At 65.2% G+C, this 26,171-nt stretch carries 22 protein-coding genes; 15 read left to right on the forward strand and 7 right to left on the reverse strand.

Features of this window, described 5'->3' with window-relative positions:
• Positions 1-4 precede the first annotated feature (4 nt).
• Genes XH96_RS14070 through XH96_RS14085 form a run of 4 tightly spaced genes read left to right on the forward strand, consistent with a single transcriptional unit; the run spans position 5 to position 5,186 of the window.
• Positions 5-790 carry a hypothetical protein gene (locus XH96_RS14070; protein WP_035694438.1) on the forward strand — a complete coding sequence of 262 codons (786 nt, stop codon included), beginning with the start codon at positions 5-7 and terminating at the stop codon, positions 788-790.
• 10 nt (positions 791-800) lie between these two features.
• Positions 801-2,435: a hypothetical protein gene (locus XH96_RS14075; RefSeq protein ID WP_194394137.1), complete on the forward strand. Its 1,635-nt coding sequence runs from the start codon at positions 801-803 to the stop codon at positions 2,433-2,435.
• A gap of 1 nt (position 2,436) precedes the next feature.
• Positions 2,437-3,690, forward strand: coding sequence for a RimK family alpha-L-glutamate ligase (locus tag XH96_RS14080; RefSeq protein WP_194393027.1), 1,254 nt, complete (start codon positions 2,437-2,439; stop codon positions 3,688-3,690).
• Positions 3,687-5,186 (forward strand): aspartate aminotransferase family protein, encoded by a 1,500-nt coding sequence (locus XH96_RS14085; RefSeq protein ID WP_194393028.1) that lies wholly within the window; start codon positions 3,687-3,689, stop codon positions 5,184-5,186. Before XH96_RS14080 ends, XH96_RS14085 begins: the two co-directional genes overlap by 4 nt.
• An 86-nt stretch (positions 5,187-5,272) precedes the next feature.
• On the opposite strand, the gene flbT is transcribed toward XH96_RS14085, so the two are convergent.
• Positions 5,273-5,713, reverse strand: a complete 441-nt coding sequence (flbT, locus tag XH96_RS14090) for a flagellar biosynthesis repressor FlbT (protein WP_194393029.1) — start codon at positions 5,711-5,713, stop codon at positions 5,273-5,275.
• A 321-nt stretch (positions 5,714-6,034) separates the two neighbouring features.
• On the opposite strand from flbT, the gene XH96_RS14095 reads away from it, so the two are divergent.
• From XH96_RS14095 to flaF, 5 genes are all read left to right on the forward strand, one after another.
• Positions 6,035-8,305 (forward strand): DUF1522 domain-containing protein, encoded by a 2,271-nt coding sequence (locus XH96_RS14095; RefSeq protein WP_194393030.1) that lies wholly within the window; start codon positions 6,035-6,037, stop codon positions 8,303-8,305.
• A gap of 358 nt (positions 8,306-8,663) precedes the next feature.
• Positions 8,664-10,934, forward strand: a complete 2,271-nt coding sequence (locus tag XH96_RS14100) for a DUF1522 domain-containing protein (protein ID WP_194393031.1) — start codon at positions 8,664-8,666, stop codon at positions 10,932-10,934.
• 325 nt (positions 10,935-11,259) lie between these two features.
• Positions 11,260-13,530, forward strand: coding sequence for a DUF1522 domain-containing protein (locus XH96_RS14105; RefSeq protein ID WP_194393032.1), 2,271 nt, complete (start codon positions 11,260-11,262; stop codon positions 13,528-13,530).
• 219 nt (positions 13,531-13,749) lie between these two features.
• On the forward strand, positions 13,750-16,038 hold the full coding sequence (locus XH96_RS14110) for a DUF1522 domain-containing protein (RefSeq protein WP_131874760.1): 2,289 nt from the start codon (positions 13,750-13,752) through the stop codon (positions 16,036-16,038).
• A gap of 294 nt (positions 16,039-16,332) precedes the next feature.
• The gene (gene flaF / locus XH96_RS14115) at positions 16,333-16,701 is read left to right on the forward strand and encodes a flagellar biosynthesis regulator FlaF (protein ID WP_028181463.1); all 369 of its coding nucleotides are present in this window, start codon (positions 16,333-16,335) and stop codon (positions 16,699-16,701) included.
• A gap of 151 nt (positions 16,702-16,852) precedes the next feature.
• Here the strand turns inward: flaF and XH96_RS14120 are convergent, their stop codons facing one another.
• From XH96_RS14120 to XH96_RS14135, 4 genes are all read right to left on the reverse strand, one after another.
• Positions 16,853-17,212 (reverse strand): hypothetical protein, encoded by a 360-nt coding sequence (locus tag XH96_RS14120; RefSeq protein WP_194393033.1) that lies wholly within the window; start codon positions 17,210-17,212, stop codon positions 16,853-16,855.
• A gap of 157 nt (positions 17,213-17,369) precedes the next feature.
• On the reverse strand, positions 17,370-17,867 hold the full coding sequence (locus XH96_RS14125; RefSeq protein WP_194393034.1) for a hypothetical protein: 498 nt from the start codon (positions 17,865-17,867) through the stop codon (positions 17,370-17,372).
• A gap of 11 nt (positions 17,868-17,878) precedes the next feature.
• A complete protein-coding gene (gene flgJ, locus XH96_RS14130) occupies positions 17,879-18,247 on the reverse strand; it encodes a flagellar assembly peptidoglycan hydrolase FlgJ (protein WP_028181460.1) in 369 nt (122 codons plus the stop codon).
• On the reverse strand, positions 18,247-19,371 hold the full coding sequence (locus XH96_RS14135) for a flagellar basal body P-ring protein FlgI (RefSeq protein ID WP_028181459.1): 1,125 nt from the start codon (positions 19,369-19,371) through the stop codon (positions 18,247-18,249). Before XH96_RS14135 ends, flgJ begins: the two co-directional genes overlap by 1 nt.
• A gap of 282 nt (positions 19,372-19,653) precedes the next feature.
• On the opposite strand from XH96_RS14135, the gene XH96_RS14140 reads away from it, so the two are divergent.
• On the forward strand, positions 19,654-20,067 hold the full coding sequence (locus XH96_RS14140) for a flagellar assembly protein FliX (RefSeq protein WP_194393035.1): 414 nt from the start codon (positions 19,654-19,656) through the stop codon (positions 20,065-20,067).
• Between the two features lie 169 nt (positions 20,068-20,236).
• Here the strand turns inward: XH96_RS14140 and XH96_RS14145 are convergent, their stop codons facing one another.
• Entirely contained in the window at positions 20,237-20,608 is a 372-nt protein-coding gene (locus tag XH96_RS14145; protein WP_028182047.1) for a helix-turn-helix domain-containing protein, read from the reverse strand.
• Between the two features lie 165 nt (positions 20,609-20,773).
• Here XH96_RS14145 and XH96_RS14150 point away from each other — a divergent pair, with 165 nt between their 5' ends.
• Together XH96_RS14150 and dksA are read left to right on the forward strand one after the other, a co-directional pair.
• The gene (locus XH96_RS14150; RefSeq protein WP_194393036.1) at positions 20,774-21,385 is read left to right on the forward strand and encodes an NAD(P)-dependent oxidoreductase; all 612 of its coding nucleotides are present in this window, start codon (positions 20,774-20,776) and stop codon (positions 21,383-21,385) included.
• A 215-nt stretch (positions 21,386-21,600) separates the two neighbouring features.
• Positions 21,601-21,966, forward strand: coding sequence for an RNA polymerase-binding protein DksA (gene dksA, locus XH96_RS14155; RefSeq protein WP_085966600.1), 366 nt, complete (start codon positions 21,601-21,603; stop codon positions 21,964-21,966).
• A 280-nt stretch (positions 21,967-22,246) separates the two neighbouring features.
• Here the strand turns inward: dksA and XH96_RS14160 are convergent, their stop codons facing one another.
• Positions 22,247-22,645: a helix-turn-helix domain-containing protein gene (locus XH96_RS14160; RefSeq protein ID WP_194393037.1), complete on the reverse strand. Its 399-nt coding sequence runs from the start codon at positions 22,643-22,645 to the stop codon at positions 22,247-22,249.
• A gap of 95 nt (positions 22,646-22,740) precedes the next feature.
• On the opposite strand from XH96_RS14160, the gene XH96_RS14165 reads away from it, so the two are divergent.
• The 3 genes from XH96_RS14165 to XH96_RS14175 all read left to right on the forward strand — a co-directional run bounded on the left by XH96_RS14165 (position 22,741) and on the right by XH96_RS14175 (position 26,126).
• Complete coding sequence (locus XH96_RS14165; RefSeq protein ID WP_194393038.1) at positions 22,741-23,769, forward strand: aldehyde reductase; 1,029 nt, start codon at positions 22,741-22,743, stop codon at positions 23,767-23,769.
• Positions 23,770-23,847: 78 nt separating this feature from the next.
• Positions 23,848-24,627, forward strand: coding sequence for a 2-keto-4-pentenoate hydratase (locus tag XH96_RS14170; protein ID WP_194393039.1), 780 nt, complete (start codon positions 23,848-23,850; stop codon positions 24,625-24,627).
• Positions 24,628-24,959: 332 nt separating this feature from the next.
• Positions 24,960-26,126 carry a PcfJ domain-containing protein gene (locus XH96_RS14175; protein WP_194393040.1) on the forward strand — a complete coding sequence of 389 codons (1,167 nt, stop codon included), beginning with the start codon at positions 24,960-24,962 and terminating at the stop codon, positions 26,124-26,126.
• Positions 26,127-26,171 lie beyond the last annotated feature (45 nt).

A 26,171-nucleotide genomic window follows, 5' to 3' on the forward strand; every position in this document is an offset into this window, starting at 1 on the left:
GTCGATGTCGGACAGGATGCAGCTGGTGGTGGCAACGCCTTGCTTCGGCGGGCAGGTGTCGAGCATCTATGCGAGCTCGATCTTCGCGCTGCAGCGCGCCGTGCACGGCATGTCCAACCTCGAGCTCAAGGTGCACCTGCGCGACGGCGACGCCCTGATCACCCGCGCGCGGGCCAATTTGGCCGCGATGTTCCTGGACGATCCCAAGGCGACGCATTTCCTGTTCATCGATGCCGATATCGGGTTCAAGCCGGAGCAGGTGTTCCGGCTGATCGAATGCGGCGCGGACGTCGTCGCCGGCTGCTATCCGATCAAGCGGGTCAACTGGGACAAGGCCGCGCGTGCGATCCAGTCCGGTCGGGCCGACGTGCCGGCCGCCTCGCTCGACTACGTGCTCGAGATCGAGGATCCAGACCGCATCGTCGTGGTCAACGGCTTCACCCGCGTGCGCTACGCCGGCACCGGCTTCCTGATGATCCGGCGCCACGTGCTGGAGGCGATGTGCCGCCACCCGGCCTATGCGAACCTGCAATTCTTCCGCGAACATTCGCACGACACGCTGACGGCGAGCCAGAACCGGTTCGCGCTGTTCGAATGCATGATCGACCCCGCGACCGGCACGTATCTTTCCGAGGATTTCGCCTTCTGCAAGCGCTGGACCGATATCGGCGGCGAGATCTGGGCCGACATCCAGAGCTCGCTCGACCACGTCGGGCCGTCGGTGTTCCGCGGCGATATCGCCTCGCAATTCGCAGCCGTGCCCGCGGCGGCGGCCGATGCCGCAGCGTGAGGCTGGCGGGATGAGCGGCGGCGCATCCCGTTGGTCAGAACCGGAACACGCGTCCGACAGCGGTTCGCGCTATCGCCTGCGCGATCTCTTCACGCCGCTCGACACGCTGCTCGTCTCCGGCGGAGATCCGCGGCTCGCGCTCGATCCCGAGGACCGTGTCAACGCCTATGGCTGCGCGGCCTCGCCGGAGCCGGAGATCTGGAATTTCGCCTCCTCGACCGCATCGACCATCTCGCAGGCGGCCTATGACCGCGCCGCGCTGGCGCGCGAAGAGCTGATGCACAAGTGCCTGTTCGACGAGGTGGAAGTCGCTTTCGATGCACGCTGCGAGGACATGCGCGACGAGCTGCGCGGTCATCTCCAGCTCTCGCCGCGCGTCGACGTGGTGTTCTCGCCGTCCGGCACGGACTCCCAGCTCCATGCCCTGTTCCTGGCGCGCACGATCCTCGGCGCGCGGCCGGTGACGATCGTGGTCGGCGCCGACCAGACCGGAAGCGGGACGATCCATACTGCCCGCGGACACCATTTCAGCTCCATGACAGCGAGCGGCGTTGCGGTTCGCAAGGACGGAGCGGTTGCCGGGCTCGCCGGCGCCAGCCTTGCGTTGCCACTGCGCGAGGCCGCACCTGGGATCGCGATGCGCGCAGACGCCGATGCCGCGGTGCTGCATGCGGTCGAGGCCACGATCGCGCAAGGCGCGCCCGTGCTGCTCCAGATCATGGATTCCTCGAAGCTCGGATGGCGTGCGCCGAGCGCGGCCTGCCTCGACGAGATCGCGCGGCGCTGGCCGCGCGAGGTCCAAATCATCGTCGATGCCTGCCAGGCCCGGCTCGGCCGCCGCCGGCTGCGCTCTTATCTCGACCGCGGCTATATGGTGCTGATCACCGGCTCGAAATTCTTCGGCGGGCCTGCCTTCAGCGGTGCGCTGCTGGTGCCGAAGGGCCTTTCGCGCTCGCTCGACCGGGGTGAGGGGATCGCGCCTGGTATCTTCGACTACGCTGGCCGTTGCGACTGGCCGGTGGCCTGGACGGCGCTGCGTTCGCGCTTCGAGCGCCGCCCGAATTTCGGTCAATGGCTGCGCTGGGAGGCTGCGCTGGCCGAGATCGGCAGCTATTACGCCGTGCCCGCGGTTTCCCGCGCCGAGATGCTCGCCGAGCTCGGCGCCGGCATCGACGGCATGATCGCGTTGTCGCCGTCGCTTCGCTCTGTTCCAACTCCAACCGCGATCACCACGGCCGACGCGGACGACGAGGAATTCGCGCAAGCCACGATCTTTCCGTTCACGCTGCTGCGCGACGGCAAGCCGGTCTCGATCGCCGAGACCTGGGCCGTCCACCGTGCGCTGGCGCGTGACATGAGCGATGAGATCAGCGGCAGCACGGCGGACCGAGAGGTCGCCGCGCAGCGCTGCCTGGTCGGCCAGCGAGTCCGGATGGAGCAGCAGGACGAGACGCCGCAGGCCGTGCTGCGCCTCTGCGTCGGCGCACGGCTCGTGACGGAAGCCTGGTCGCCGGATACGGCCAAGGCGCGACGCAATGTGCAGCACGTTCTCGACCGCATCGCCCATGTCCTGGTGAAGATCGAGCTGCTGCTCGACCGTGGTGCAGCCGCGACCGTGCCGGTCAAGTCCGTATTCGAGGTGTGAAATGCAGCATCCAGTTTCCGCGCCGATCGGCTTGACCGCGGCGAACTATGCCGACCGCATCGGCTTTGCGCAGCTGACGCGCCAGGCTTTCGAAGGCGTCGATCTGCATCCGTTGCGGGACCGGCTCGTGGCGCGGATCGCGGCGGGGACCGCGCTGGCGGGCGAAGGGCTGGATCTCTCCTTGATCACCCAGCTTCTGGGCGACAAGGATCAGGGGCTTGCGATCCAGTCCGAAGTGCTGACCTTCCATCAACTCTTCCGTACGTCCAGCGCGGCTCCGGAGCCCGGCTTGCGCGTGCTCGCGCTTGCGGCCGACATCGACATGGGCGGCAACACGCCGATCGATTTCCTGCTCGAAGGTTTCGACATCGAGCTGCTGACACTCTATGTGGTCAAGGGCGTCGGCCTGCCGGAAACCTTGCCCGAGCACGACGTCGCCATCGTGGTCGCGTCCGATTCCGAGGAATGCCGCGAGGCGCTCGCGCTGATCGAAAAGGCCGCGCCGCACTGGCCGCGGCCGCTGCTCAATCCGCCCGATCGCATCGGCAATCTCGATCGCGACAAGCTGTATCGGCTGCTGGCTGGTGTGCCGGGTCTGGACATTCCCGCGACCATCCACGCGACGCGTGCGCAATTGTCCGATCTCGCCCAGGGCCGGATCGCCTGTGAGGACATCGCGGGCGAACTGCACTTTCCGATCATCGCGCGCCCGCGCGGCTCGCATGCCGGCGTCGGGCTCGCGAAGCTCGACGATGCGGCGGCGCTCACGGCCTATCTCGCCGAACGCAAGGAGCAGGACTTCTTCGTCGCACGCTTCGTCGACTATGTGAGCCCCGACGGGCTCTACCGCAAATACCGCCTCGCGATGATCGACGGCAAACCCTACGCCTGCCACATGGCGATCGCCGACCGCTGGGACATCTGGTATCTCAACGCCTACATGGCGTTCAGCGAGGAGAAGCGGGCCGAAGAAGCTGTCTTCATGCGCGACTTCGACCGCGACTTCGCCGAGCGCCACAGGAGCGCGCTCGACGAGATGAGCCGCCGCGTCGGCCTCGATTATTTCATCGTCGATTGCGCCGAGAACGAGAGGCGCGAGCTTCTGGTGTTCGAGGCCGACAACACCGCCGTCGTGCACAACATGGATTCGCCAGCCGTGTTTCCTTACAAGCCGCCGCAGATGCGCAAGATCTTTGCCGCGTTCACGGCGATGCTGTCGCGGCATGCAAGGACGGGCAAGGGGAGCGCAGCATGAACGAGATCATCCGCAACGCGCAAAGCGCCGTCACGAGCACCTCGCTCGATCCGCAGGACTGGAGCGAGTTTCGCGCGCTCGCCCATCGCATGCTGGACGAGACGATCGACGGCATCGCCAACGTTCGGGCGCGGCCCGTCTGGCAGCCGATCCCCGAAGAGGTCCGTGCGGCATTCAGGGCCGACCTGCCGCGCGAGGCGAGCGATCTCGCCGAGGTCTATCGCGAATTCGCCGAGCATGTCGCGCCCTATGCGACCGGCAACGTCCATCCCGGCTTCATGGGCTGGGTGCATGGCGGCGGCACCGCGGTCGGCATGCTCGCGGAAATGCTTGCGGCAGGCCTCAACGCCAATCTCGGCGGGCGCGACCACATGCCGATCGAGGTCGAGCGCCAGATCGTCGACTGGATGCGCCGCCTGTTCGCCTTCCCCGACAGCGCGAGCGGCATCTTCGTCACGGGCACGTCGATGGCCAATCTGATGGCGGTGCTGGTGGCGCGCACGAGTGCGCTCGGCACGCTGGCGCGGCAGCACGGCATCGGCAATGACGGTGCGCTGCTCACGGCCTACACCTCGCGGGCGGCGCATGGCTGCGTCTCCAGGGCGATGGATATTGCCGGGCTCGGCACCGATGCGCTGCGCAGGATCGATGTCGATGCCGATCATCGCATCGACGTCGCAGCGCTGCGCGCGCAGATTGCCGTTGATCGCGAGGTCGGCTTCAAGCCTTTTCTGGTGGTCGCGTCCGCCGGCACGGTCGATATCGGCGCGATCGACGACCTCGGGGCGATCGCGGAGCTGTGCCGGGAGGAAGGAATCTGGTTTCACGTCGACGGCGCTTTCGGTGCGCTGGCGATCCTGTCGCCCGAGCTTGCGCCGCTGCTCGGCGGCATCGAGCTCGCGGGTTCGATCGCGCTCGACTTCCACAAATGGGGACAGGTGCCTTACGACGCAGGCTTCCTGCTGGTGCGCGACGGCGAGCGGCATCGGCAGGCTTTTGCACAGCCGGCGGCCTATCTGCGCCGCGAGGCAAGGGGGCTTGCGGCGGGCGCGATCTGGCCCTGCGATCTCGGCCCCGATCTGTCGCGTGGCTTCCGTGCGCTGAAGACGTGGTTCACGCTGAAGACGTTCGGCACCGACCGGCTTGGTGCGGCGATCGCGCGAAGCTGTGCGCTGGCGAAATATCTGGAGGCGCGCGTGTTGGCCGAACCTCGGCTGGAATTGCTGGCGCCGGTCAATCTCAACATCGTCTGCTTCCGCTACCGTGCCGATGATGCGGTCAATCGCGAGATCGTCGCCGACGTCCAGGAGTCCGGCGTCGCAGCGCCGTCGAGCACGACGCTGGACGGCAGGCTCGCGATCCGCGCCGCGATCGTCAATCACCGGACCGAGGAGACGGACATCGATGCGCTGCTCGCGGCCGTGCTGGAGTTCGGTCGAAGGCGGTGCGGCGGCGGACTGATTGAGGTCGAGGCGCCGCCGCTCGCGGCGCAGTAGCATCGATGTGTGCCTGAAACGACGACGGCCCCGGAGATGATCCGGGGCCGTTCGTCGTTCGTGCTTGGGCGCGCGAAATCGTGTGGTCAGGCGGCGGAGCTCACGTCGGCCTTGTCCGCTTCGGCCTTGGGATGCGTGGCGGCGTACTGATCCCGCAGCTTCTCTTCATAGGCAATCAGCTTGCGGGCGTCCTTCAGCGCCCGGTAGAGGTCGCCATTGAGGATGTTGTTGTTGATGCCTTCGATGATCGGCCAGGAGCTCGGCACCGCAGTGACGATGTCGCGCACCAGGTTGAAATAGGTGCCGTGCTGGGTCTGCGGATCCGGTGAGATGTACATGAGCTGGACCGCAAGATAGACGAGCTTGGCGGGCGTATTGGCGGTCTCCGGCGTGAGGATGTCGCGCTCGCGCAGGATCGGCACGTTGTCGCCGTCGATCAGGAGGCGGGCGCGCTGGTCCGTGTTGGTAATCACGCAGTTACCGACGATGATGCGTTCGTGCGGTCTGAGCTCGACCTTGAGGGCCATGCCTGTTCTCCATCAACGCTTTCGTAACCGAGCGTTCGTTGCGGCTCATCAAGGCCTGATTCTCGCCCGGAATTAGTTAACGAGCTGTAAATCTCCGGCATTCGCGAGAAAAAGCTCAATCTTCCCAACGTCATGTCTGTGTGGCGGTGTGGCGATGTGCGCGGCTCCGGCGCCCCGAATCACGTACGACCCGGCAAAAGCGCGGGTTTCATTTCATGCTTCGTTAGAAGTCTCGGCGCCACGGTCCGCCGGTCGCTGGGTCAATCTCGATCCAAGCAGACGCGTAACAGTAGCGTCGTTTACCAGAAAGGTAACAGAGTCATGTCCGGTATCGTTCTCTCCGCATCGGTTCGTCAGAACCTGCTCTCCCTCCAGTCCACCGCTGACCTCCTCGCCACCACACAGAATCGTCTGTCGACCGGCAAGAGCGTCAACTCGGCCCTGGACAATCCCACCAACTTCTTCACCGCCCAGTCGCTCGACAACCGCGCCAGCGACATCAACAATCTGCTCGACGGCATCGCCAACGGCGTGCAGGTGCTGCAGGCTGCCAACACCGGCATCACCTCGCTGCAGAAGCTGATCGACAGCGCCAAGTCGATCGCCAACCAGGCGCTGCAGACCACCGTCGGCTACTCCACCAAGTCCAACGTCTCCACCACGATTGCGGGTGCGACCGCCGCCGACCTGCGCGGCACGACGTCCTATGCCAGCAACACCGCGCTCAGCAGCGTGCTGTACAGCGGCGCTGCCGGCGGCACGACCGCTGCGACGGGCACGACGACTCTCGGCGCGACCCAGGGCACGTTCTCGAACGCGGTTGCCGTGAACGCCGCCGACGGCACCACCGCTGTGACGGGCACGATGACCCTGATCGGCACCACCGCCGCCACCAAGATCGGCACGGCTCCCGCCGACGGCGACACGCTGACGGTGAACGGCAAGACCATCACCTTCCGCGCCGGCTCGGCCCCGCTCGCTGCCGCGGTCCCGAGCGGCTCGGGCGTCAGCGGCAACCTCGTGACCGACGGCAACGGCAACACCACCGTCTATCTCGGCACCGCCGGCACCCCGGCCGCGACCGTCAATGACGTGCTGACCGCGATCGACCTCGCCAGCGGTGTGCAGACCTCGACGATCACCAACGGTGCAGCGACGATCGGCGCTGCCTCCGCTGCGACGCCGTCGTCGATGGCCGCAGGCATCGTGACGCTGAAGAGCTCGGCGGGTGCGGACGTATCCGTGACCGGCAAGGCCGACCTGCTCAAGGCGTTTGGCCTGACCACTGCGACGGGTGGCGGCAACGCCACGGCGACGGCGACCCGCACGACCAGCTCGGGCTCGCTGGGCGCTCTGATCACGGACGGTTCGACGCTGAACGTCGACGGTCACGTCATCACCTTCAAGAACGCGCCGGTTCCGGGCTCGACCAACGCCCCGGCGATCCCGACCGGCTCCGGCAAGAGCGGCAACGTGATCACCGATGGCAACGGCAACTCGACGGTCTACCTCCAGGCCGGCACTGTCGCCGACGTGCTCAACGCGATCGACCTTGCCACCGGCGTGCAGACCGCCACCATTGCCGCCAACGGTGCCGCGACGCTTGCGGCCGCCTCGGGCCAGATCGCCTCGTCGATCAACGCCTCCGGCCAGCTCAAGCTCTCGACCGGCATCAATGCCGACCTGGCGATCACCGGCACCGGCAACGCGCTGAACGCGCTTGGCCTTGCCGGCAACACCGGCACCGCCACTGCGTTCTCGGCGGCGCGCACCTCCGGCATCGGCGGCATCAGCGGCAAGACCCTGACCTTCACCTCCTTCAACGGCGGCACCGCGGTTGACGTCACCTTCGGCGACGGCACCAACGGCACGGTCAAGACGCTCGACCAGCTCAACTCGAAGCTTCAGGCCAACAACCTGTCCGCGACGATCGACGCCAACGGCCTGCTGACGATCTCGACCACCAACGACTACGCGTCCTCGACCATCGGTTCGAGCGCCGCAGGTGGTGCGATCGGCGGCACGCTGACCTCGTCGCTCACCTTCTCGACGGCTTCCACCCCCGTCCAGGACGTCGTCGCGCAGACCTCGCGTGCCAATCTGGTGTCTCAGTACAACAACATCCTGAACCAGATCGACACGACGGCGCAGGACTCCTCGTTCAACGGTGTCAACCTCTTGAACGGCGACCAGCTGAAGCTGGTGTTCGACGAGACCGGCAAGTCGAACCTGAGCATCACCGGCGTGACCTACAACTCCAAGGGTCTGGGCCTTGCTGCGCTGACCAGCGGTGTCGACTTCATCGACAACGCTGCCACCAACAAGGTGCTGACCAACCTGAACGCTGCGTCGAGCACGCTGCGCTCGGAAGCCTCGAGCCTCGGTTCGAACCTCTCGGTGGTGCAGGTGCGTCAGGACTTCAACAAGAGCCTGATCAACGTGCTGCAGACCGGTTCGGCCAACCTGACCCTGGCCGACACCAACGTCGAGGCGGCCAACAGCCAGGCGCTGTCGACCCGTCAGTCGATCGCGGTCTCCGCGCTGTCGCTGGCCAACCAGTCGCAGCAGAGCGTGCTCCAGCTGCTCCGCTAAGTCGCGGTCAACATCGCAAGCAGGATCCGGCGGCGGGGCTTCGGCCCCGCCGCTTTGTTTTTGCATCGGCATCTGAGTGCCGCTCGCCAAGACGGGACGGTGCATCTGGATACAGCAATTGCGTACTCTTAGTTATGGTTGACGAGTGGCAAATGCCTTCCCATTGGGCAAGAAAGCGTCGTCTTATCAGGGCGATATGCGCGAGCTCGACGGAGCGTGACACTGCCATATGGTGAATCCGCGCAAGGTTTGGCGCGACACGCTTTATGCTTTGTTAGCCGTCTGCGTTCACCGTCCCGCACATCGATTAATCCTAATCGAAGTTTTGTTGCGTTGCGTACCAGAAGGGTAACACTCAATGTCCGGTATCGTTCTCTCCGCGTCGGTTCGTCAGAACCTGCTCTCCCTCCAGTCCACCGCTGACCTTCTCGCCACCACGCAGAGCCGTCTGTCGACCGGCAAGAGCGTCAACTCGGCTCTGGACAATCCCACCAACTTCTTCACCGCCCAGTCGCTCGACAACCGCGCCAGCGACATCAACAATCTGCTCGACGGCATCGCCAACGGCGTGCAGGTGCTGCAGGCCGCCAACACCGGCATCACCTCGCTGCAGAAGCTGATCGACAGCGCCAAGTCGATCGCCAACCAGGCGCTGCAGACCACGGTCGGCTACTCCACCAAGTCCAACGTCTCCACCACGATCTCGGGTGCGACCGCGGCCGACCTGCGCGGCACGACGTCGTATGCCAGCAACACCGCGCTCAGCAGCGTGCTGTACAGCGGCGCTGCCGGCGGCACGACCGCTGCGACGGGCACGACGACTCTCGGCGCGACCCAGGGCACGTTCTCGAACGCGGTTGCCGTGAACGCCGCTGACGGCACCACCGCTGTGACGGGCACGATGACCCTGATCGGCACCACCGCCGCCACCAAGATCGGCACGGCTCCCGCCGACGGCGACACGCTGACGGTGAACGGCAAGACCATCACCTTCCGCGCCGGCTCGGCCCCGCTCGCGGCCGCGGTTCCGAGCGGCTCGGGCGTCAGCGGCAACCTCGTGACCGACGGCAACGGTAACACCACCGTCTATCTCGGCACCGCCGGCACCCCGGCCGCGACCGTCAATGACGTGCTGACCGCGATCGACCTCGCCAGCGGTGTGCAGACCTCGACGATCACCAACGGTGCAGCGACGATCGGCGCTGCCTCCGCTGCGACGCCGTCGTCGATGGCCGCAGGCATCGTGACGCTGAAGAGCTCGGCGGGTGCGGACGTGTCCGTGACCGGCAAGGCCGACCTGCTCAAGGCGTTTGGCCTGACCACTGCGACGGGTGGCGGCAACGCCACGGCGACGGCGACCCGCACAACCAGCTCGGGCTCGCTGGGCGCTCTGATCACGGACGGTTCGACGCTGAACGTCGACGGTCACGTCATCACCTTCAAGAACGCGCCGGTCCCGGGCTCGACCAACGCCCCGGCGATCCCGACCGGCTTCGGCAAGAGCGGCAACGTGATCACCGATGGCAACGGCAACTCGACGGTCTACCTCCAGGCCGGCACTGTCGCCGACGTGCTCAACGCGATCGACCTTGCCTCCGGCGTGCAGACCGCCACCATTGCCGCCAACGGTGCCGCGACGCTTGCGGCCGCCTCGGGCCAGATCGCCTCGTCGATCAACGCCTCCGGCCAGCTCAAGCTCTCGACCGGCATCAATGCCGACCTGTCGATCACCGGCACCGGCAACGCGCTGAATGCGCTCGGCCTCGCCGGCAACACCGGCACCGCCAGCGCATTCTCGGCGGCGCGCACCTCCGGCATCGGCGGCATCAGCGGCAAGACCTTGACCTTCACCTCCTTCAACGGCGGCACCGCGGTTGACGTCACCTTCGGCGACGGCACCAACGGCACGGTCAAGACGCTGGATCAGCTCAACTCGAAGCTTCAGGCCAACAACCTGTCCGCGACGATCGACGCCAACGGCCTGCTGACGATCTCGACCACCAACGACTACGCGTCCTCGACCATCGGTTCGAGTACCGCGGGTGGTGCGATCGGCGGCACGCTGACCTCGTCGCTCACCTTCTCGACGGCTTCCACCCCCGTCCAGGACGTCGTCGCGCAGACCTCGCGTGCCAATCTGGTCAACCAGTACAACAACATCCTCCAGCAGATCGACTCGACCGCGCAGGACTCCTCGTTCAACGGTGTCAACCTCTTGAACGGCGACCAGCTGAAGCTGGTGTTCGACGAGACCGCCAAGTCGAGCCTGAGCATCACCGGCGTGACCTACAACTCCAAGGGTCTGGGCCTTGCTGCGCTGACCAGCGGTGTCGACTTCATCGACAACGCTGCTACCAACAAGGTGCTGACCAACCTGAACGCTGCGTCGAGCACGCTGCGCTCGGAAGCCTCCGCTCTGGGTTCGAATCTGACCATCGTGCAGGTGCGTCAGGACTTCAACAAGAACCTGATCAACGTGCTGCAGACCGGTTCGTCCAACCTGACCCTGGCCGACACCAACGTCGAGGCGGCCAACAGCCAGGCGCTGTCGACCCGTCAGTCGATCGCGGTCTCCGCGCTGTCGCTGGCCAACCAGTCGCAGCAGAGCGTGCTCCAGCTGCTCCGCTAAGTCGCGGTCAACATCGCAAGCAGGATCCGGCGGCGGGGCTTTGGCCCCGCCGCTTTTTCGTATGTCATTCGACCTTTCGAGAAACCAGGGAGACGCTCTGAAAAGTAACCAGCGGTTATGGTTAATGGAGCGTAAGCGCAGAGAAACGCCAGTTATTTCAGACGGATTGTCGATGCCATCCGCGCCTTCCGGCAGCTTATGGTGAACCGCCGCTTATGCAGGCGAGACGCGTTTCACCCTTTGTTAGCCATGTCCGCGCAGGCTGTGCCCGTCACTCGATCCGAAGCGATCGAACGAAGACGCGTAAGCCAGAAGGGTAAGAGTCATGTCCGGTATTGTTCTCTCTGCGTCGGTTCGTCAGAACCTGCTCTCTCTCCAGTCCACCGCCGACCTCCTCGCCACCACACAGAACCGTCTGTCGACCGGCAAGAGCGTCAACTCGGCTCTGGACAATCCCACCAACTTCTTCACCGCACAGTCGCTCGACAACCGCGCCAGCGACATCAACAACCTGCTCGACGGCATCGCCAACGGCGTGCAGGTGCTGCAGGCCGCCAACACCGGCCTGACCTCGCTGCAGAAGCTGATCGACAGCGCCAAGTCGATCGCCAACCAGGCGCTGCAGACCACGGTCGGCTACTCCACCAAGTCCAACGTCTCCACCACGATCGCGGGCGCAACCGCCGCCGACCTGCGCGGCACGACCTCCTATGCCAGCGCGACCGCCTACAGCAACGTGCTGTATAACGGCACGGCGGGCGGCGTTACCGCGGCCGTCGCAACCACCACCCTTGGCGCGACGCAAGGTACGTTCTCGAATACGGTTGCCGTGAACGCTGCCGACGGCACCACCGCCGTGACAGGCACGATGACCCTGATAGGCACCACCGCCGCCACCAAGATCGGCACGGCTCCCGCCGACGGCGACACGCTGACGGTGAACGGCAAGACCATCACCTTCCGCGCCGGCTCGGCTCCCTTGGCGGCCGCCGTTCCGGCCGGCTCGGGCCTCAGCGGCAACCTCGTGACCGACGGCAACGGCAACACCACCGTCTATCTCGGCACCGCCGGCACCCCGGCCGCGACCGTCAACGACCTCCTGACCGCGATCGACCTCGCCAGCGGCGTGGGTACCTCGGTGATCGCAAGCGGGTTGGCGACGATAGCGACGAGCGCGGGCCAGACACCCTCCTCGATCGCCGCAGGTATCGTGGCGCTGAAGAGCTCGACGGGTGCGGATCTGTCGTTGACCGGCAAGGCCGACCTGCTCAAGGCGCTGGGCCTCTCCAGCGCAACGGGCGGCGGCAATGCGTCGCTGAGCGTCAACCGGACCACGACCGCGAGCTCGCTGGGATCGCTGATTTCCGATGGTGCATCCCTGAATGTCGACGGCCACGTCATTACCTTCAAGAACGCGCCGGTTCCGGGCTCAGCAGGTGCGCCGGCCATTCCAGCCGGGTTCGGCAAGAGCGGCAACGTGATCACCGACGGCAACGGCAACTCGACCGTCTACCTCCAGGCCGGCACTGTCGCCGACGTGCTCAACGCGATCGACCTCGCCACCGGCGTGCAGACCGCATCGATTGCGGCCAACGGCGCGGCGACACTGAATACCGCAACCGGCCAGAGCAAGTCGTCGATCAACACCAGCGGCCAGCTCCAGCTCTCGACCGGCATCAACGCCGACCTGTCGATCACCGGCACCGGCAACGCGCTGGCGGTGTTTGGTCTTTCGGGCAACACCGGCAATGCGACGGCGTTCTCGGCGGCGCGCACCTCCGGCATCGGCGGAATCAGCGGCAAGAGCCTGACCTTCACCTCCTTCAACGGCGGCACTGCGGTCGACGTCACCTTCGGCGACGGCACCAACGGCACGGTCAAGACGCTCGACCAGCTCAACTCGAAGCTTCAGGCCAACAACCTGTCAGCGACGATCGACGCCAATGGCCTGCTGACGATCACGGCGTCCAATGATTATGCCTCCTCGACGCTCGGCTCGACCGCCGCGGGCGGTGCGATCGGCGGCACGCTGACCTCGGCGCTGACGTTCTCGACGGCTTCCACGCCCGTCCAGGATGCGGTCGCACAGACGGCCCGTGCGAACCTAGTATCTCAGTACAACAACATCCTGAACCAGATCGACACGACCGCGCAGGACTCCTCGTTCAACGGCGTCAACCTCTTGAACGGCGATCAGCTCAAGCTGGTGTTCGACGAGACCGGCAAGTCGAGCCTGAACATCACCGGGGTGACCTACAACTCGAAGGGCCTCGGCCTCGCCGCGCTGACCGTCGGCGTCGACTTCATCGACAACGCCGCCGCCAACAGGGTGCTGACCAACCTGAACGCCGCCTCGAGCACGTTGCGCTCGGAGGCCTCGAGCCTCGGTTCGAACCTCTCGGTGGTGCAGATCCGTCAGGACTTCAACAAGAACCTGATCAACGTGCTGCAGACCGGCTCGTCCAACCTGACCCTGGCCGACACCAATGTCGAGGCGGCCAACAGCCAGGCGCTGTCGACCCGCCAGTCGATCGCGGTCTCCGCGCTGTCGCTGGCCAACCAGTCGCAGCAGAGCGTGCTCCAGCTGCTCCGCTAATAAGCCACTGAAATTACAAATCAAAATCGAGCGGCGGGGCCATTTGCCCCGCCGCTCTTTTTGCATTTGGAGGCGGGCAGGAGCCTTCACCCGCCATTAACCCTATCCCTTAAACCGGCGTTAACCATACTTTAAAGGACACCTTCTAAAACTGGACCAAAGCCCCGCTTTGCAGACGGCGCGGCCGATTCGTATCCGGTTCAAGAGGAAGACTCGCCAATGTCCAACATCGTTCTCTCGGCGTCAGTTCGCCAGAACCTGTTGTCGCTGCAGTCGACGGCCGACTTGCTGGCCACGACGCAGGAGCGGTTGTCGACCGGCAAAAAGGTCAATACGGCGCTCGACAATCCAACCAATTTCTTCACGGCGCAGGGGTTGGACAACCGGGCGAGCGACATCAGCAACTTGCTCGACGGCATCAACAACGGTGTGCAGGTGCTGCAGGCCGCCAACACCGGCATCACCTCGCTGCAGAAGCTGATCGACAGCGCGAAATCGATCGCCAACCAGGCGCTGCAGACCACCGTCGGCTACTCCACCAAGTCGAACGTCTCGACTACGATTCCCGGTGCGACGCCGGCCGATCTGCGCGGCACGACGTCGTATGCAAGCGCAACCGCCAACAGCAACGTGCTCTACACCGGTGCGCCCGGTGGCGTGACACCGGTGACGGCCGCCGCCGCACTCGGTGCATCATTGGGCTCGACCGCGGGCACGTTGACCGGCGCCGCTACCAACGCGGCCGACGGCACCACTGCACTGACCGGCACCGCGACGCTGATCGGCACAACGGCAGCCAGCACCCTCGGTTCTTCGCCTGCCGACGGGGACTCGATCACGGTCAACGGCAAGACCATCACCTTCCGGACCGGCGCGGCGCCCGCGACGCAGCCGACCGGCTGGGGCCTGGATGCCAGCGGCCATATCGCCACCGACGGCAACGGCAACTCGATCGTCTACATGGGGACGGCCGCCGCGCCGACCGGCACCGTCAACGACCTGTTGAGCGCGATCGATCTGGCCAGCGGCGTCAAGAGCGCGACGATCAGCGCCGGCGCCGCGACCATCTCGGTCAGCGGCTCGGCCGGTCCCGTCGGCACGCTGCAGGTGGCATCGTCCATCACGGGCGGCCAGGTCACGCTGAAGAGTTCGACCGGCGCCGATCTGAGCGTGACCGGAAAGGCCGACTTCCTCAAGGCGCTCGGTCTGACGGCCGCAACCGGCGCCGGCAATGCCAACGTCACCGCGGCCCGGTCGACCACCGCGGGTTCGCTCGGGACCCTGGTTCAGGACGGCTCGACGCTGAACATCGACGGCCACACCATCACCTTCAAGAACGCGCAAACGCCGCAATCGGCGGCAAGCGTCACGTCGGGTGGCGTCAGCGGCAACATCGTCACGGACGGCAACGGCAACTCGACCGTCTACATCCAGAGCGCGACGCTGACCGACCTGCTCAACGCCGTCGACCTCGCGACCGGCGTCAAGACGGCCAGCATCTTCAACGGCGCGGCGACGCTGTCGACCACGGCGGGCCAGATCCCGTCGTCGGTCAACAGCAGCGGTCAGCTTGCGCTTTCCACCGGCGTCAATGCCGATCTCTCGATCACCGGCACCGGCAATGCCCTCGGTGCATTCGGTCTCAGCGGCAACACGGGAACGGCGACCGCCTTCACTGCGGCCCGTACGTCCGGCGTCGGCGGTATCAGCGGCAAGACGCTGACTTTCACCTCGTTCAACGGCGGCACCCCGGTAAACGTCACTTTCGGCGACGGCACCAACGGCACCGTCAAGACGCTGGACCAGCTCAACGCGCAGCTGCAGGCCAACCACCTGACGGCGACGATCGACGCCAACGGCGTGCTCACGGTGACCACCGTCAACGAATACGCCTCGTCGACACTCGGTTCGACCCTCGCGGGCGGCGCAGTCGGCGGCACGATCACCGGCGTTCTGGCCTTCACCACCGCGCAGCCGCCGGTCCAGGATCCGGTGGCGCAGACCGCGCGCTCCAACCTGGTCAACCAGTTCAACAACATCCTGGCCCAGATCGACACGACGTCGCAGGACTCCTCCTTCAACGGCGTCAACCTGCTCAACGGCGACACGCTGAAGCTCGTCTTCAACGAGACCGGCAGCTCCACGCTGAGCATCAACGGCGTGGTGTTCAATGCGGCGGGCCTCGGTCTCAGCAATCTCGTCAACGGCGTCGACTTCATCGACAACGGCGCCACCAACAAGGTGCTGGCCAGCCTGAATGCAGCCTCGAGCACGCTGCGCTCGGAAGGCTCCACCCTCGGTTCGAACCTGTCGATCGTGCAGGTGCGTCAGGACTTCTCCAAGAACCTGATCAACGTGCTGCAGACCGGCTCGTCCAACCTGACGCTCGCCGACACCAATGAGGAAGCGGCGAACAGCCAGGCGCTTTCGACACGCCAGTCGATCGCGGTCTCCGCGCTGTCGCTGGCCAACCAGTCGCAACAGAGCGTGTTGCAGCTGCTCCGCTAAGTTCGCGGCGCAAGTTCGCTATTCGAGATTTCGCGGCGGAGCTAACGCTCCGCCGTTCTTTTAAGGGAGATCGCTAAGACAAGATTAGCTGAGATCGATGCGCATCACGCCGAGCGAGTTTACATCGTGCGTGCGTGCATCTAGCGTTGCGCCGTCGAAGAGCTCCGTGCCCCGTAATTGTCCGGAGTGCTTCCAAGCACAACACGTAAGCAAATCTTAAGCGGTGCTGCCTAGGGTTGGGAAAGAAATCCTTAAGCGCGTATAACGCGCTAGGTAACGTCCAGGGTGTGATTGATGTCGAATTCCGCTGCCTCGGCTTATGCGCGTGTTGCAACGACCACCGCATCTCCTCGGGACATCGAGGCGCAGACCCTGCTCAAGGCGGCCAACAAGCTCCAGGACGCGGTGAACAACGCCGATCCGCTCAGCGAGCAGACCATGCAGGCCCTGATGTTCAACCGCAAGCTCTGGACCATCTTCCTGAGCGAGGCGATGCGTGACACCAATCCGCAGCCGATCGACGTCCGGCAGAAGATCGCCAACATCAGCGTGTTCGTGCTGAGCCAGACGGCCGCGCTGCAGATGAGCCCGCAGTTCGATCATTTCCGCCCGTTGATCGAGATCAACCGCAACATCGCTGCAGGCCTGTCCGGACGGCCGTGACGGAGAACGGTCGTGGTCGAGCATTTGCCGGCCGCGGACCAAGTCGATGCTGATGGAAGCCGGCGCTGGGGCGGATCAATGACATCGCCACCGAACTTGCGGCGGAATCGACCGGTGTCGATCCGCCGTCGTGACGGTCGACACCTGGTCGTCAGGCGCTGACGTCCGTGCTGAGCGGACGCGAGGGCTCGGACTGCATATCCAGCGCATGGAAATAGGCGCGCCGGCGCAACATCGCCTCGTCGGGGAACTGGGTCACCACCGCGTCGGTCCTGGCGTTGACGACCTGGAAGACGAAGGACGCGGCCGCCTGGTCGAACACGACCTGGCGCGAGACGTTCTCGTGGTTCGGCAGATCATTGCGCACAGGCGCGCCCGTATCGCTCGCGGCGACCGTCTGGCTCACCGGAAGATCCGTTTGCACGGCCTCGTTCGCCGCCACGTTGGACGTCGGTACGATCTGCGCGGGTGCCGGGATCCCCACCGGCCTGATGCTGAAATCTGTACTCATGGCAGCCTCCTGGTTGCCTTACGTGAGTCAAATCCCAACCCCTCTAATAGCGCAACCATGGAACACCAGGTTTGAAGACCTGGTAAGGAAACGTGACTAATCGCGCGACGCTATCGCCACGCAATATTTCGTAAAAATGTCGCTTGTTCCTGCGCGCTCAGAGCGAGCGGCTGACCGCGAGCGGGGTGATGTGGCGCGGCCCCGGCGCGGCGCGGCGTCCCGCGGCCGTATAGGTGTTCGGCACGTTGCGCTTCTGGATCTCGGCGTTGACGCCGCGCACGACGCTCTCGGAGACAGCGTGCGCCGTCGCGAGCACGGTGAGATTGACCTGGAGCATCGCGCGAAACGCGTCGTGGTGGCGATGCAGTGTCGAGAGCAGCTCCGGCGCGGATTTCGCGAGCTGGGCCTGGTTCGCCTTCAGCTGGCCGACGGCGCCGACGTAGTTGCGCGACAGCTCCTGCTTCTTGCTCTCGAGCGTCATCGCCTCGCGGACCTTGCCGGCGCGAACGAGCTCGGTCTCCCGCTCGATCAGTCCGAGCAGCGCGCTCATTGCGTCCATCAGGCCTTCGGCGAGCTTGCGCGCCTCGGTGCTGCCCGGCGCGGTGTTCGGACGCTGGGCTTGCATCGGCTGACGTGAGGCGTTGAAATGGTTCATTTCGTTTGACCTTATGCCGTGCGGATCGTTTTCGCCTGCTGCATGATCAGGGTGCGGTAGACTTCGGTGGCGACGCCGACGCCGCCGGCCTGGGCGAAGCTCTTGGAGTATTGCTCGGTCAGCATCGAGCGCCACACGCCGGTGCCGGTCGTATCGCCGAACGGACCTTCGCCCTTCAGGCCCGAGGTCATCTGCGAGAACATGCTGTTGAGGAACATCGCCTCGAAATCGGTGGCGGTCTTCTGCGCCTTGGCCTGCTGCTGCGGTGAGACTTTCTGCAGCGCGGCGGCGAGCTCGAAGTCCGGCCGGCCGTTGCGGCTCTCCACCGAGAACGCCGAAGCGGTGGCGAGGCGCGGGGTGTTGATGGAGCCTGCCTGCATCACATCACCTCGATGTCGGCTTCGATCGCGCCGGCGGCCTTGATCGCCTGGAGGATGCTGATCATGTCGCGGGGACCGATGCCGAGCCCGTTGAGGCCGTCGACGAGCTGCTGGAGCGAGACGCCGTCCTTGACGACGGCCAGCTTCTTGCCGTCCTCGGTGACGGTGACGCTGCTGCGCGGCGCGACCACGGTGCGGCCGCGCGACAGCGGGTTGGGCTGGCTGACCTGCGGGCTCTCGGAGATGGTGACGGTGAGGTTGCCCTGCGCCACAGCGACGGTGGCGACGCGGACGTCGCGGCCCATCACGATGATGCCGCTCCGTTCGTCGATGATGATCTTGGCGGCGAGATCGGGATCGACCTGGAGCTGCTCGATCTCGGTGAGGAATGCGACGACGTTGCCCTTGAACTCCGGCGGGACCGACAGCTGCACCGTCGAGGGGTCGATCGGCTCGGCGGTCTTGACGCCGAGATAGTCGTTCACCGCAGCCGCAATGCGCTTGGCGGTGGTGAAATCGGCGTTGCGCAGCGCCAGGCGCACGTTCGGCAGCCGATTGAGCGCGAACTCGATCTCGCGCTCGATGATGGCGCCGTTGGCGATGCGTCCGACGGTCGGAACGCCGCGCACGATCTTGGCCGCCTCGCCCTCGGCCTGGAAGCCGGAGATCGCGAGCGAGCCCTGTGCCACCGCATAGACGTTGCCGTCGGCGCCCAGGAGGGGGGTCACGAGCAGGGTGCCGCCCTGGAGGTTCTTGGCGTCGCCGAGCGCGGAGACGGTGACATCCATGCGCGTGCCCTGGGTGGCGAAGGCCGGCAGGTTGCCGGTCACCATCACGGCCGCGACGTTGCCGGTGCGGATGGTGGCGCCGCGGATGTTGACGCCCATGCGCTCGAGCATCGCCTGCAGCGATTGCTTGGTGAAGGGGATGTTGTTGAGCGTGTCGCCGGTGCCGTTGAGGCCGACGACGAGGCCGTAGCCGATGAGCTGGTTCTGCCGCACGCCCTCGATGTTGGCGAGGTCCTTGATGCGCGATGTCGCGCTTGCAGGCGTGACCGAGAGCGCCAGCGCTGACAGCGCGGCGCAGGCCACCCCAACAATCCTCACCCAACGAACGCCTGGCATCCTCTGCTCCCCAAGGCTCCTTGAAAGGCTCCTCAAATCGGAAGGACCCGCACGACACTCCCATGACGAGCTGGTCCGGCGCTTTCCTTGCGAGCGCTGTGCCAACCCGGGGCTTCGGCATAGACCGCTGAATAGGTTGAATAAATCTGTTTCGACCAGTGTCAGCGGGTGTTGTGCCTGAGGAGCGAAACTGCCGCCTGTCGGCAGATTTTGCCGGGCTGTTTACGGGCCGTTAACCATAAAACGGCGAAGCTCCGGCATCGATCACCCGGATTCCTTCCGATGCGCATCTACGGACCGAACGGAACCACGCTTGGAACGCCGGCCAGCCAGGCCAGGCGGACCGGCTCCGGCACCTTCGTGCTGCCCGACACCTCGTCGGCACAGGAGACGCGGAGCGCTGCCGCACCGAAGGCCACCGCCAACATCGACGCGCTGCTGGCATTGCAGGGCGTCGAAGAGGATCCGGTCGAGCGCCGCAAACGCTCGGTCGCCCGCGGCAGGACCGCGCTCGATGTGCTCGACGATCTGAAGATGGGACTGCTGTCCGGAAATCTCGACGCCTCGACCGTGATGCGTCTGCGTGATGCTGCGGCGAACCTCAAATCCTCGTCGGGCGATGCCGGACTCGATTCCGTGCTCTCGGAGATCGAGTTGCGCGTCGAGGTCGAGCTCGCGAAGGCCGGGCAGGTGTAGTCAGGCATATCGAGCTGTCATCGCCCGCGAAGGCGGGCGATCCAGTATTCCAGAGACAGTTGTTGTTGAATCGAGAGGCCGCGGCGTACTGGATGCCCCGGACAGGTGTTCAGGCCGGGGCATGACGGCGGAGTTTGGCGTGGCGCGGAGCGGAGCGCACTCCAGCACCTTACGCCGCTTCCTCCTTCTGCTGCGCATCGTAGCGGCGCTGCGCCGCGAGCACGTCCTTCAGATTCTGCTCGGCCCAATCGCGCAGGTGATCGACCGCCGCGGCCAGCGTCAGCCCGAGTGGCGTGATCGAATATTCCACCGTGACAGGAACGGTCGCGATGGCATGGCGCCTGATCAGGCCGTCGCGTTCGAGCGACTTGAGAACCTGACTCAGCATCTTCTGCGAGATGCCTTCAATCGTGCGCCGCAACTGATTGAAGCGCATCGGCTCCTCGCGCAGCAGCAAGAGGATCAGCACCGCCCATTTGTCGCCGACGCGATCGAGGATTTGTCGGGTGGGGCAGTTCGCTGCGTAGACGTCGGGTTTCATCGTCGGTCCTCATTTCGTCGCAGGCCGTGCGCGTGCCGGCTGTGCGTGATCGGTTATGCGTCCAGGTCACCCTTGCGTAATCAGGTAAGCACAAAGTGCTCTCTTAACACCAGCATCCTTTGCGATATCTAGTCACTGATAGTTACTACAGAAAAGGAGCCTTCCATGAAAATCGCAGTCGCCGGCGCCTCGGGCCGGGCCGGGTCGGAGATCACCAGGGAACTGTCCCGCCGCGGCCACGCCGTCACAGCCATCGCCCGGAACCCCGAGAAGATCGCAGCCCTGCCCAATGTCACGCCGACCAAGGGGGACGTGCTCGACCAGGCCGGCCTCGCCAAGCTGTGGGCCGGGCACGACGTCGCCGTGAGTTCCGTCCACTTCCTGGCCAGTGACCCGCTCAAGCTGATCGGCGCGGCGAAGGACTCCAGGATCGGTCGTTACCTCGTTGTGGGCGGCGCCGGCAGCCTTGAGGTCGCCCCAGGCGTGAAGCTGGTCACAACTCCCAATTTTCCGACCGAATATAAGGCTGAGGCGGAGGCGGGCTCGGCCTTCCTCGACCTGCTGCGGCAGGAAAAGGACCTGAATTGGACCTTCATCTCGCCGTCGGCTTTGTTCGTCGAGGGGGAACGCACGGGCAAGTTCCGGCTTGGGACCGACCAGCTTCTCGCAGATGCGAACGGTAAGAGCTGGATTACCTTCGCCGACTACGCCATCGCGCTCGCCGACGAGATCGAACGGCCCGCCCATCCGAGGCAGCGCTTCACGGTCGGCTATTGAGCCGTCAGCCGCCCCCAGGTCCCTCCAGGATAAACCTTCCTGTGCAAGGGCTTGGGGGCGGCACCCGGGCGATGAGGGGAAATATTGTCTGTCACAAGAGGCCGCTATATAACGCCCCGCTCGACGGACCCCGTCCGTTTGCGAGTCGTTGCTAGACAGATAGGCCTCCCTTGGAAAAGTTGAAAAACTACCGACCGACCGACAAAGAGCCTTTCATGAACGACCGGCAGAAGGAGTACTTCCGTTTGAAGCTCCTCGCCTGGAAGGATGAGATCCTCAAAGAGTCCAAGCTCACCCTGCAGGCTTTGCAGGAGGAGAACGTGAACCACCCCGATCTCGCCGATCGGGCGTCGTCCGAAACCGACCGTGCCATCGAGCTCCGCGCCCGCGACCGCCAGCGCAAGTTGATCGCCAAGATCGACGCCGCGCTCCAGCGCATCGAGGACAACACCTACGGCTATTGCGAGGAAACGGGCGAGCCGATCTCGTTGAAGCGGCTCGAAGCCCGGCCCATCGCAACGCTCTCGGTGGAAGCGCAGGAGCGCCACGAGAAACGCGAGAAGGTCTATCGCGACGAATAGAGCCCGGGCCGCCAAGTGCGGCTCTTTGTTTTTGGCACGCAAGGCGCCGCTTGGCGCCGTGATCCGCATTTTGCCTGCCGCTTGCAGCCGCGCGGCAACGCGCGAAGCGTGATCGCGAAAAGTGAATCACGATCAATGGGCTAGACTCGATTCCTCCGAGCTCACGTGAGTTCGGATGAGAACAGCCTTCACTTCAGGTGGGGCGAGTTTTGCGAGTCGCATCAACGACATCGGCTCGAATGGTGAGACGCCGATCCAGCTGCATCAAGCATCGCTGCAATCAGGTCTGCCGCGCCGCCAGGAGGCGCGCGTCCCCATAGAGCCTGGACCAGCTCAATATTTCCTTAAATGCCGGCAAGAGGCCGTAAGCCGCATCCGTCAGTTCGTACGCGACCCTCAAGGGTTTCTCCGCGAGGACGATGCGCGATACGAGGCCATCCTGCTCGAGTTCGCGAAGCTGCGTCGTCAGCATGTGCTGGGTGATGCCGCCGATCGATCGTCGCAAGGCACCGAAGCGAACCGCGCCGTTCATCAGCGTAAACAGGATCTCCAGTTTCCACTTGCCGCCGAGCGCGTGGATGGCGCGCTTGAAGTCGCCGAGCAGGGCAGAATCTGGGCTGCAATCGCAGCCGTCGTCGCAGTTGCTGGTCAGGTTTTCCATACCGGTCTCGAAATCCATTCTACTTGTCCCCTTGGAGATAGTGACCAGATGCGACCTCGAGCAGGGCCGCGGCGGAACCGATCCGCCGGCCCCGCATCGAGGGGAATTTGGCAATGAGCACTGTTCTGGTCACCGGCGGGTCGGGCTTCGTCGGCATTCACGTCGTCCTGCAACTTCTGGCCGCGGGCCATGCCGTGCGGACGACGGTACGCCGGCCTGATCGTCGGGACGACGTGCTGGCGATGCTGCGCGAGGGCGGGGCGGCTTCGCCCGAAACCGTGTCCTTCTTCACGGCGGACCTCACGGCAGACGCGGGCTGGCGCGAGGCGATCGACGGGTGCGACTACGTCCTGCACGTCGCCTCGCCGCTGTCGACCAGCGTGCCCAAGGACGAGAACGAGATGATCGTCCCGGCCCGCGACGGCACGCTGCGGGTGCTGCGCGCCGCGCGCGAGGCCGGCGTCAGGCGCGTCGTCATCACCTCGTCGCTGGGCGCGATCGGCTACGGCCATCCGCCGCGCGAAAAACCGTTCGACGAGACCGACTGGACCAATCTCGCCGGTGTCGACGGGCAGCCCTACATCAAATCCAAGACGCTGGCCGAGCGGGCAGCCTGGGATTTCATCGCGCGCGAGGGCGGCGGCCTCGAACTGTCGGTGGTCAATCCCGCCGGCATTTTCGGTCCCGTGCTGGGGCCGGACTTCTCCGGCTCGATCGAGATCGTCAAATCGCTTCTCGACGGCATCATGCCGGCGGTGCCGCGGGTCTATTTCGGCGTGGTCGACGTGCGCGATGTCGCCGATCTGCACCTGCGTGCGATGACGGCGCCGGAGGCCAGGGGCGAACGCTTCATCGCGGTCTCCGGTGAAACGATGTCGATCCTCGATATCGCCAAGGTGCTGCGGCAGGAACTCGGGCCGTCCGCACGCCGGGTTCCCCGGATTCAGGCCCCCGACTGGCTGGTGCGGCTGGCCGCGACCCGGATTCCTCTTTTGCGTGCGGTCGTGCCGATGCTCGGCAGGGTGCGGCATTCCACCAGCGCCAAGGCGAGGTCGCTGCTCGGCTGGGAGCCCCGTTCCAACCACGAGGCAATCCTTGCGACCGCCGAGAGCCTGATCCGGCTCGGCCTGGTCAAGGCGTGAGGTTGCCCCTGGCTTGTCACGCCCGGGCGGGGATGCTCAAGTACCGCCTTCGAATGCGTAGCGTGGGAGGCGGCGCCGATGGACAGGATTCTCCAAGCCGCAAAGGCGATCGCGCTGGCGCGCCGCAACCATGCGCCGCTCGCGGCGCTGGAGCGTCCTCCTGCTGACGAAGCCGAGGGCTATCTGGTCCAGCGCTCCCTGCACGATCTCCTGCTGCCGCATCTCGGCCCGCTCGTCGGCTACAAGATCGGCTGCACCAGCCAGGTGATGCAGGAGTACATTGGCATTCCGCACCCCTGCGGCGGCGGCGTGTTCCAGAAGGGCGTCCATGACAGCGGCGCCAAGCTCGCCACCTCCAATTATGTCCGGGTCGGCGTCGAATGCGAGATCGCGGTGCGGCTCAAGCGGGACCTTGCCGCCGGCGAGGCGCCGTTCACGGCCGAATGGGTCGGCGAGGCGGTCGAGGCCTATCATCCCGCGATCGAGATCGTCGACGACCGCTACGTGAAATGGGAGACGATGGGCGCGCCGACCTTGATCGCCGACGATTTCTTCGCCGCCGGCTGCGTGCTGGGCCCGTCGGTGCCACGCTCGTCGGTGCCTGACCTGAAGGCGGTCAAGGGCCGCGCCATCGTCAACGGCGAGGAGGTCAGCCAGGGCACCGGCGCCGACGTGCTCGGCCATCCCCACAACGCCCTCGCCTGGCTCGCCAACCATCTCGCAGCCGAGGGCAAGGGCCTGCACGCGGGGCAGCTCGTGCTGACGGGCAGCCTGGTGAAGACCCTGTGGTTGAAGGCCGGCGACAAGGTGCGGATGGAGCTGGACGGGCTCGGCGTGGTGGAGGTGGAGTTTACGTGAGCTCTCGCCACCGTCATTGCGAGCGCGGCGAAGCAATTCAGACTGCCGCCGCGGAAAGATTCTGGATTGCGTCGCTGCGCTCGCAATGACGGAATGTGCTGTAGCGGCGTTGCAATAATGTCGCGGACCTGGCTCGCAGTACGCAGTTTCCGACACCATCCCGACGAGACATCTTGCGCTCGCCCTTGATCGGGTCTATGAGCCCCGTCCCGTTCAACCTGTACGTTCAACTATGAGGAGACCAGCCGTGAGTACTTTGTGGCGATCGACACATTCCGTGCCGACGCTCTCAGTGCGTCCGGCTGACAGTCATCCAATCATGTTGAACGACAATGGCACAGTCATTGATTCAGCGCCGGCGGGAGGCCGAGCGCGCGCGGGTTGAAGCCTACGAGCTGTCGCTGCGGCACGTGTCGCAGCGGACTCGCCCTCCACCGGATTTCAAGAATGCGATCTGCGAGGCCAAGCGTGGCTTCGAGGCCGACATCGTGCGCGATGCCGAGGCCTGGCAGCCGCGGATGAAGACTCGCGATGCCGCGCGTCTTCGTCTTGCCGCGGCTCGCTATCTCTTCGCGCGCTATCCTGTCGCAGAACATCTGGAGCAGATCTGGATCGACGGCGCGGGACTGGGCGTCGACGAGATCCGCTTGCGCAAGCGCTGGTACATCGCGGCGGCCGGCGGCGGTTCGCTCTACGCTGCCGGTGCGGCCGAATGGCTGTCTCGCAAGGAGGTCCATGCGTTCCTCAATCCGTTGGGGAAGGTCGGCTTCGAGGCTGCGATCTGGCAGGCGATTGCGCGTTCCTATGCGACCGATCCCGCTGTTGCGATGCGGATCGCGCGCACCAGGATCACGCAGACGCAGCGCGCTCAGCATCGCTTCTGGCGCGAGGTGGTGCGCTTCTTCTGCGCGCATCCGACCACGGTCGAGGATATGGATGACTTCCATGACTACCTCGCCGATTGCCACCGGCGTGATCCCGAGTACACCCTCAAGGGGCGTTCACTGATCTCGCTTGGGCGGCAGATGCGCGAATGGCATCGCGATCTCGATGCGATTGCTCGTATCGAGGCCGCACGCCGTCGCGCCGAGGCGGCGCGAAACCGTGCGCGGGGGCTGGCAGCAGGCCCCGAGCAGAGCGAGGACCGTTGGCTCGGTGCAGCGATCGCGGATTGGTCATGGACCAAGTCTTCCAAGGACCCGACCAAGCGCGAAGAATATGTCGTGGTCCAGTTGCGGACCGCGGCCGATCTCGTGGCTGAGACGCGCGGCATGCGTCACTGCGTTGCCAGCTACGCGTCGAAATGCATCGCTGGGCATGCGTCGATCTGGTCGCTGCGCCGCCGCGCTGCGGGTGCTCCAGATCGGTTGCTGACCATTGAGCTTGATCGACGCGCTCGGGCGGTCCAGGTCCGTGGGTTTGCAAACCGTGTACCGCATCCCGAGGAGTGCAAGATCCTCGAGCGATGGGCGCAAGCACGCGGGATCGAACTGCTCTAGAAGAAGCCTGCGCCGCTTCGGCGGCGCAGGCAAAATACATGCGGC

Source organism: Bradyrhizobium sp. CCBAU 51765, assembly GCF_015291725.1.
Taxonomy (GTDB): domain Bacteria; phylum Pseudomonadota; class Alphaproteobacteria; order Rhizobiales; family Xanthobacteraceae; genus Bradyrhizobium; species Bradyrhizobium liaoningense.

What these genes read in the sequence shown, in the direction of transcription:
- XH96_RS14070 (WP_035694438.1), top strand. Translation starts at nt 5, where the DNA reads ATGTCGGACAGGATGCAGCTGGTGGTGGCAACGCCTTGCTTCGGCGGG.
- XH96_RS14075 (WP_194394137.1), top strand. Translation starts at nt 801, where the DNA reads ATGAGCGGCGGCGCATCCCGTTGGTCAGAACCGGAACACGCGTCCGAC.
- XH96_RS14080 (WP_194393027.1), top strand. Translation starts at nt 2,437, where the DNA reads ATGCAGCATCCAGTTTCCGCGCCGATCGGCTTGACCGCGGCGAACTAT.
- XH96_RS14085 (WP_194393028.1), top strand. Translation starts at nt 3,687, where the DNA reads ATGAACGAGATCATCCGCAACGCGCAAAGCGCCGTCACGAGCACCTCG.
- flbT (WP_194393029.1), bottom strand. Translation starts at nt 5,713, where the DNA reads ATGGCCCTCAAGGTCGAGCTCAGACCGCACGAACGCATCATCGTCGGT.
- XH96_RS14095 (WP_194393030.1), top strand. Translation starts at nt 6,035, where the DNA reads ATGTCCGGTATCGTTCTCTCCGCATCGGTTCGTCAGAACCTGCTCTCC.
- XH96_RS14100 (WP_194393031.1), top strand. Translation starts at nt 8,664, where the DNA reads ATGTCCGGTATCGTTCTCTCCGCGTCGGTTCGTCAGAACCTGCTCTCC.
- XH96_RS14105 (WP_194393032.1), top strand. Translation starts at nt 11,260, where the DNA reads ATGTCCGGTATTGTTCTCTCTGCGTCGGTTCGTCAGAACCTGCTCTCT.
- XH96_RS14110 (WP_131874760.1), top strand. Translation starts at nt 13,750, where the DNA reads ATGTCCAACATCGTTCTCTCGGCGTCAGTTCGCCAGAACCTGTTGTCG.
- flaF (WP_028181463.1), top strand. Translation starts at nt 16,333, where the DNA reads ATGTCGAATTCCGCTGCCTCGGCTTATGCGCGTGTTGCAACGACCACC.
- XH96_RS14120 (WP_194393033.1), bottom strand. Translation starts at nt 17,212, where the DNA reads ATGAGTACAGATTTCAGCATCAGGCCGGTGGGGATCCCGGCACCCGCG.
- XH96_RS14125 (WP_194393034.1), bottom strand. Translation starts at nt 17,867, where the DNA reads ATGAACCATTTCAACGCCTCACGTCAGCCGATGCAAGCCCAGCGTCCG.
- flgJ (WP_028181460.1), bottom strand. Translation starts at nt 18,247, where the DNA reads ATGCAGGCAGGCTCCATCAACACCCCGCGCCTCGCCACCGCTTCGGCG.
- XH96_RS14135 (WP_028181459.1), bottom strand. Translation starts at nt 19,371, where the DNA reads ATGCCAGGCGTTCGTTGGGTGAGGATTGTTGGGGTGGCCTGCGCCGCG.
- XH96_RS14140 (WP_194393035.1), top strand. Translation starts at nt 19,654, where the DNA reads ATGCGCATCTACGGACCGAACGGAACCACGCTTGGAACGCCGGCCAGC.
- XH96_RS14145 (WP_028182047.1), bottom strand. Translation starts at nt 20,608, where the DNA reads ATGAAACCCGACGTCTACGCAGCGAACTGCCCCACCCGACAAATCCTC.
- XH96_RS14150 (WP_194393036.1), top strand. Translation starts at nt 20,774, where the DNA reads ATGAAAATCGCAGTCGCCGGCGCCTCGGGCCGGGCCGGGTCGGAGATC.
- dksA (WP_085966600.1), top strand. Translation starts at nt 21,601, where the DNA reads ATGAACGACCGGCAGAAGGAGTACTTCCGTTTGAAGCTCCTCGCCTGG.
- XH96_RS14160 (WP_194393037.1), bottom strand. Translation starts at nt 22,645, where the DNA reads ATGGATTTCGAGACCGGTATGGAAAACCTGACCAGCAACTGCGACGAC.
- XH96_RS14165 (WP_194393038.1), top strand. Translation starts at nt 22,741, where the DNA reads ATGAGCACTGTTCTGGTCACCGGCGGGTCGGGCTTCGTCGGCATTCAC.
- XH96_RS14170 (WP_194393039.1), top strand. Translation starts at nt 23,848, where the DNA reads ATGGACAGGATTCTCCAAGCCGCAAAGGCGATCGCGCTGGCGCGCCGC.
- XH96_RS14175 (WP_194393040.1), top strand. Translation starts at nt 24,960, where the DNA reads ATGGCACAGTCATTGATTCAGCGCCGGCGGGAGGCCGAGCGCGCGCGG.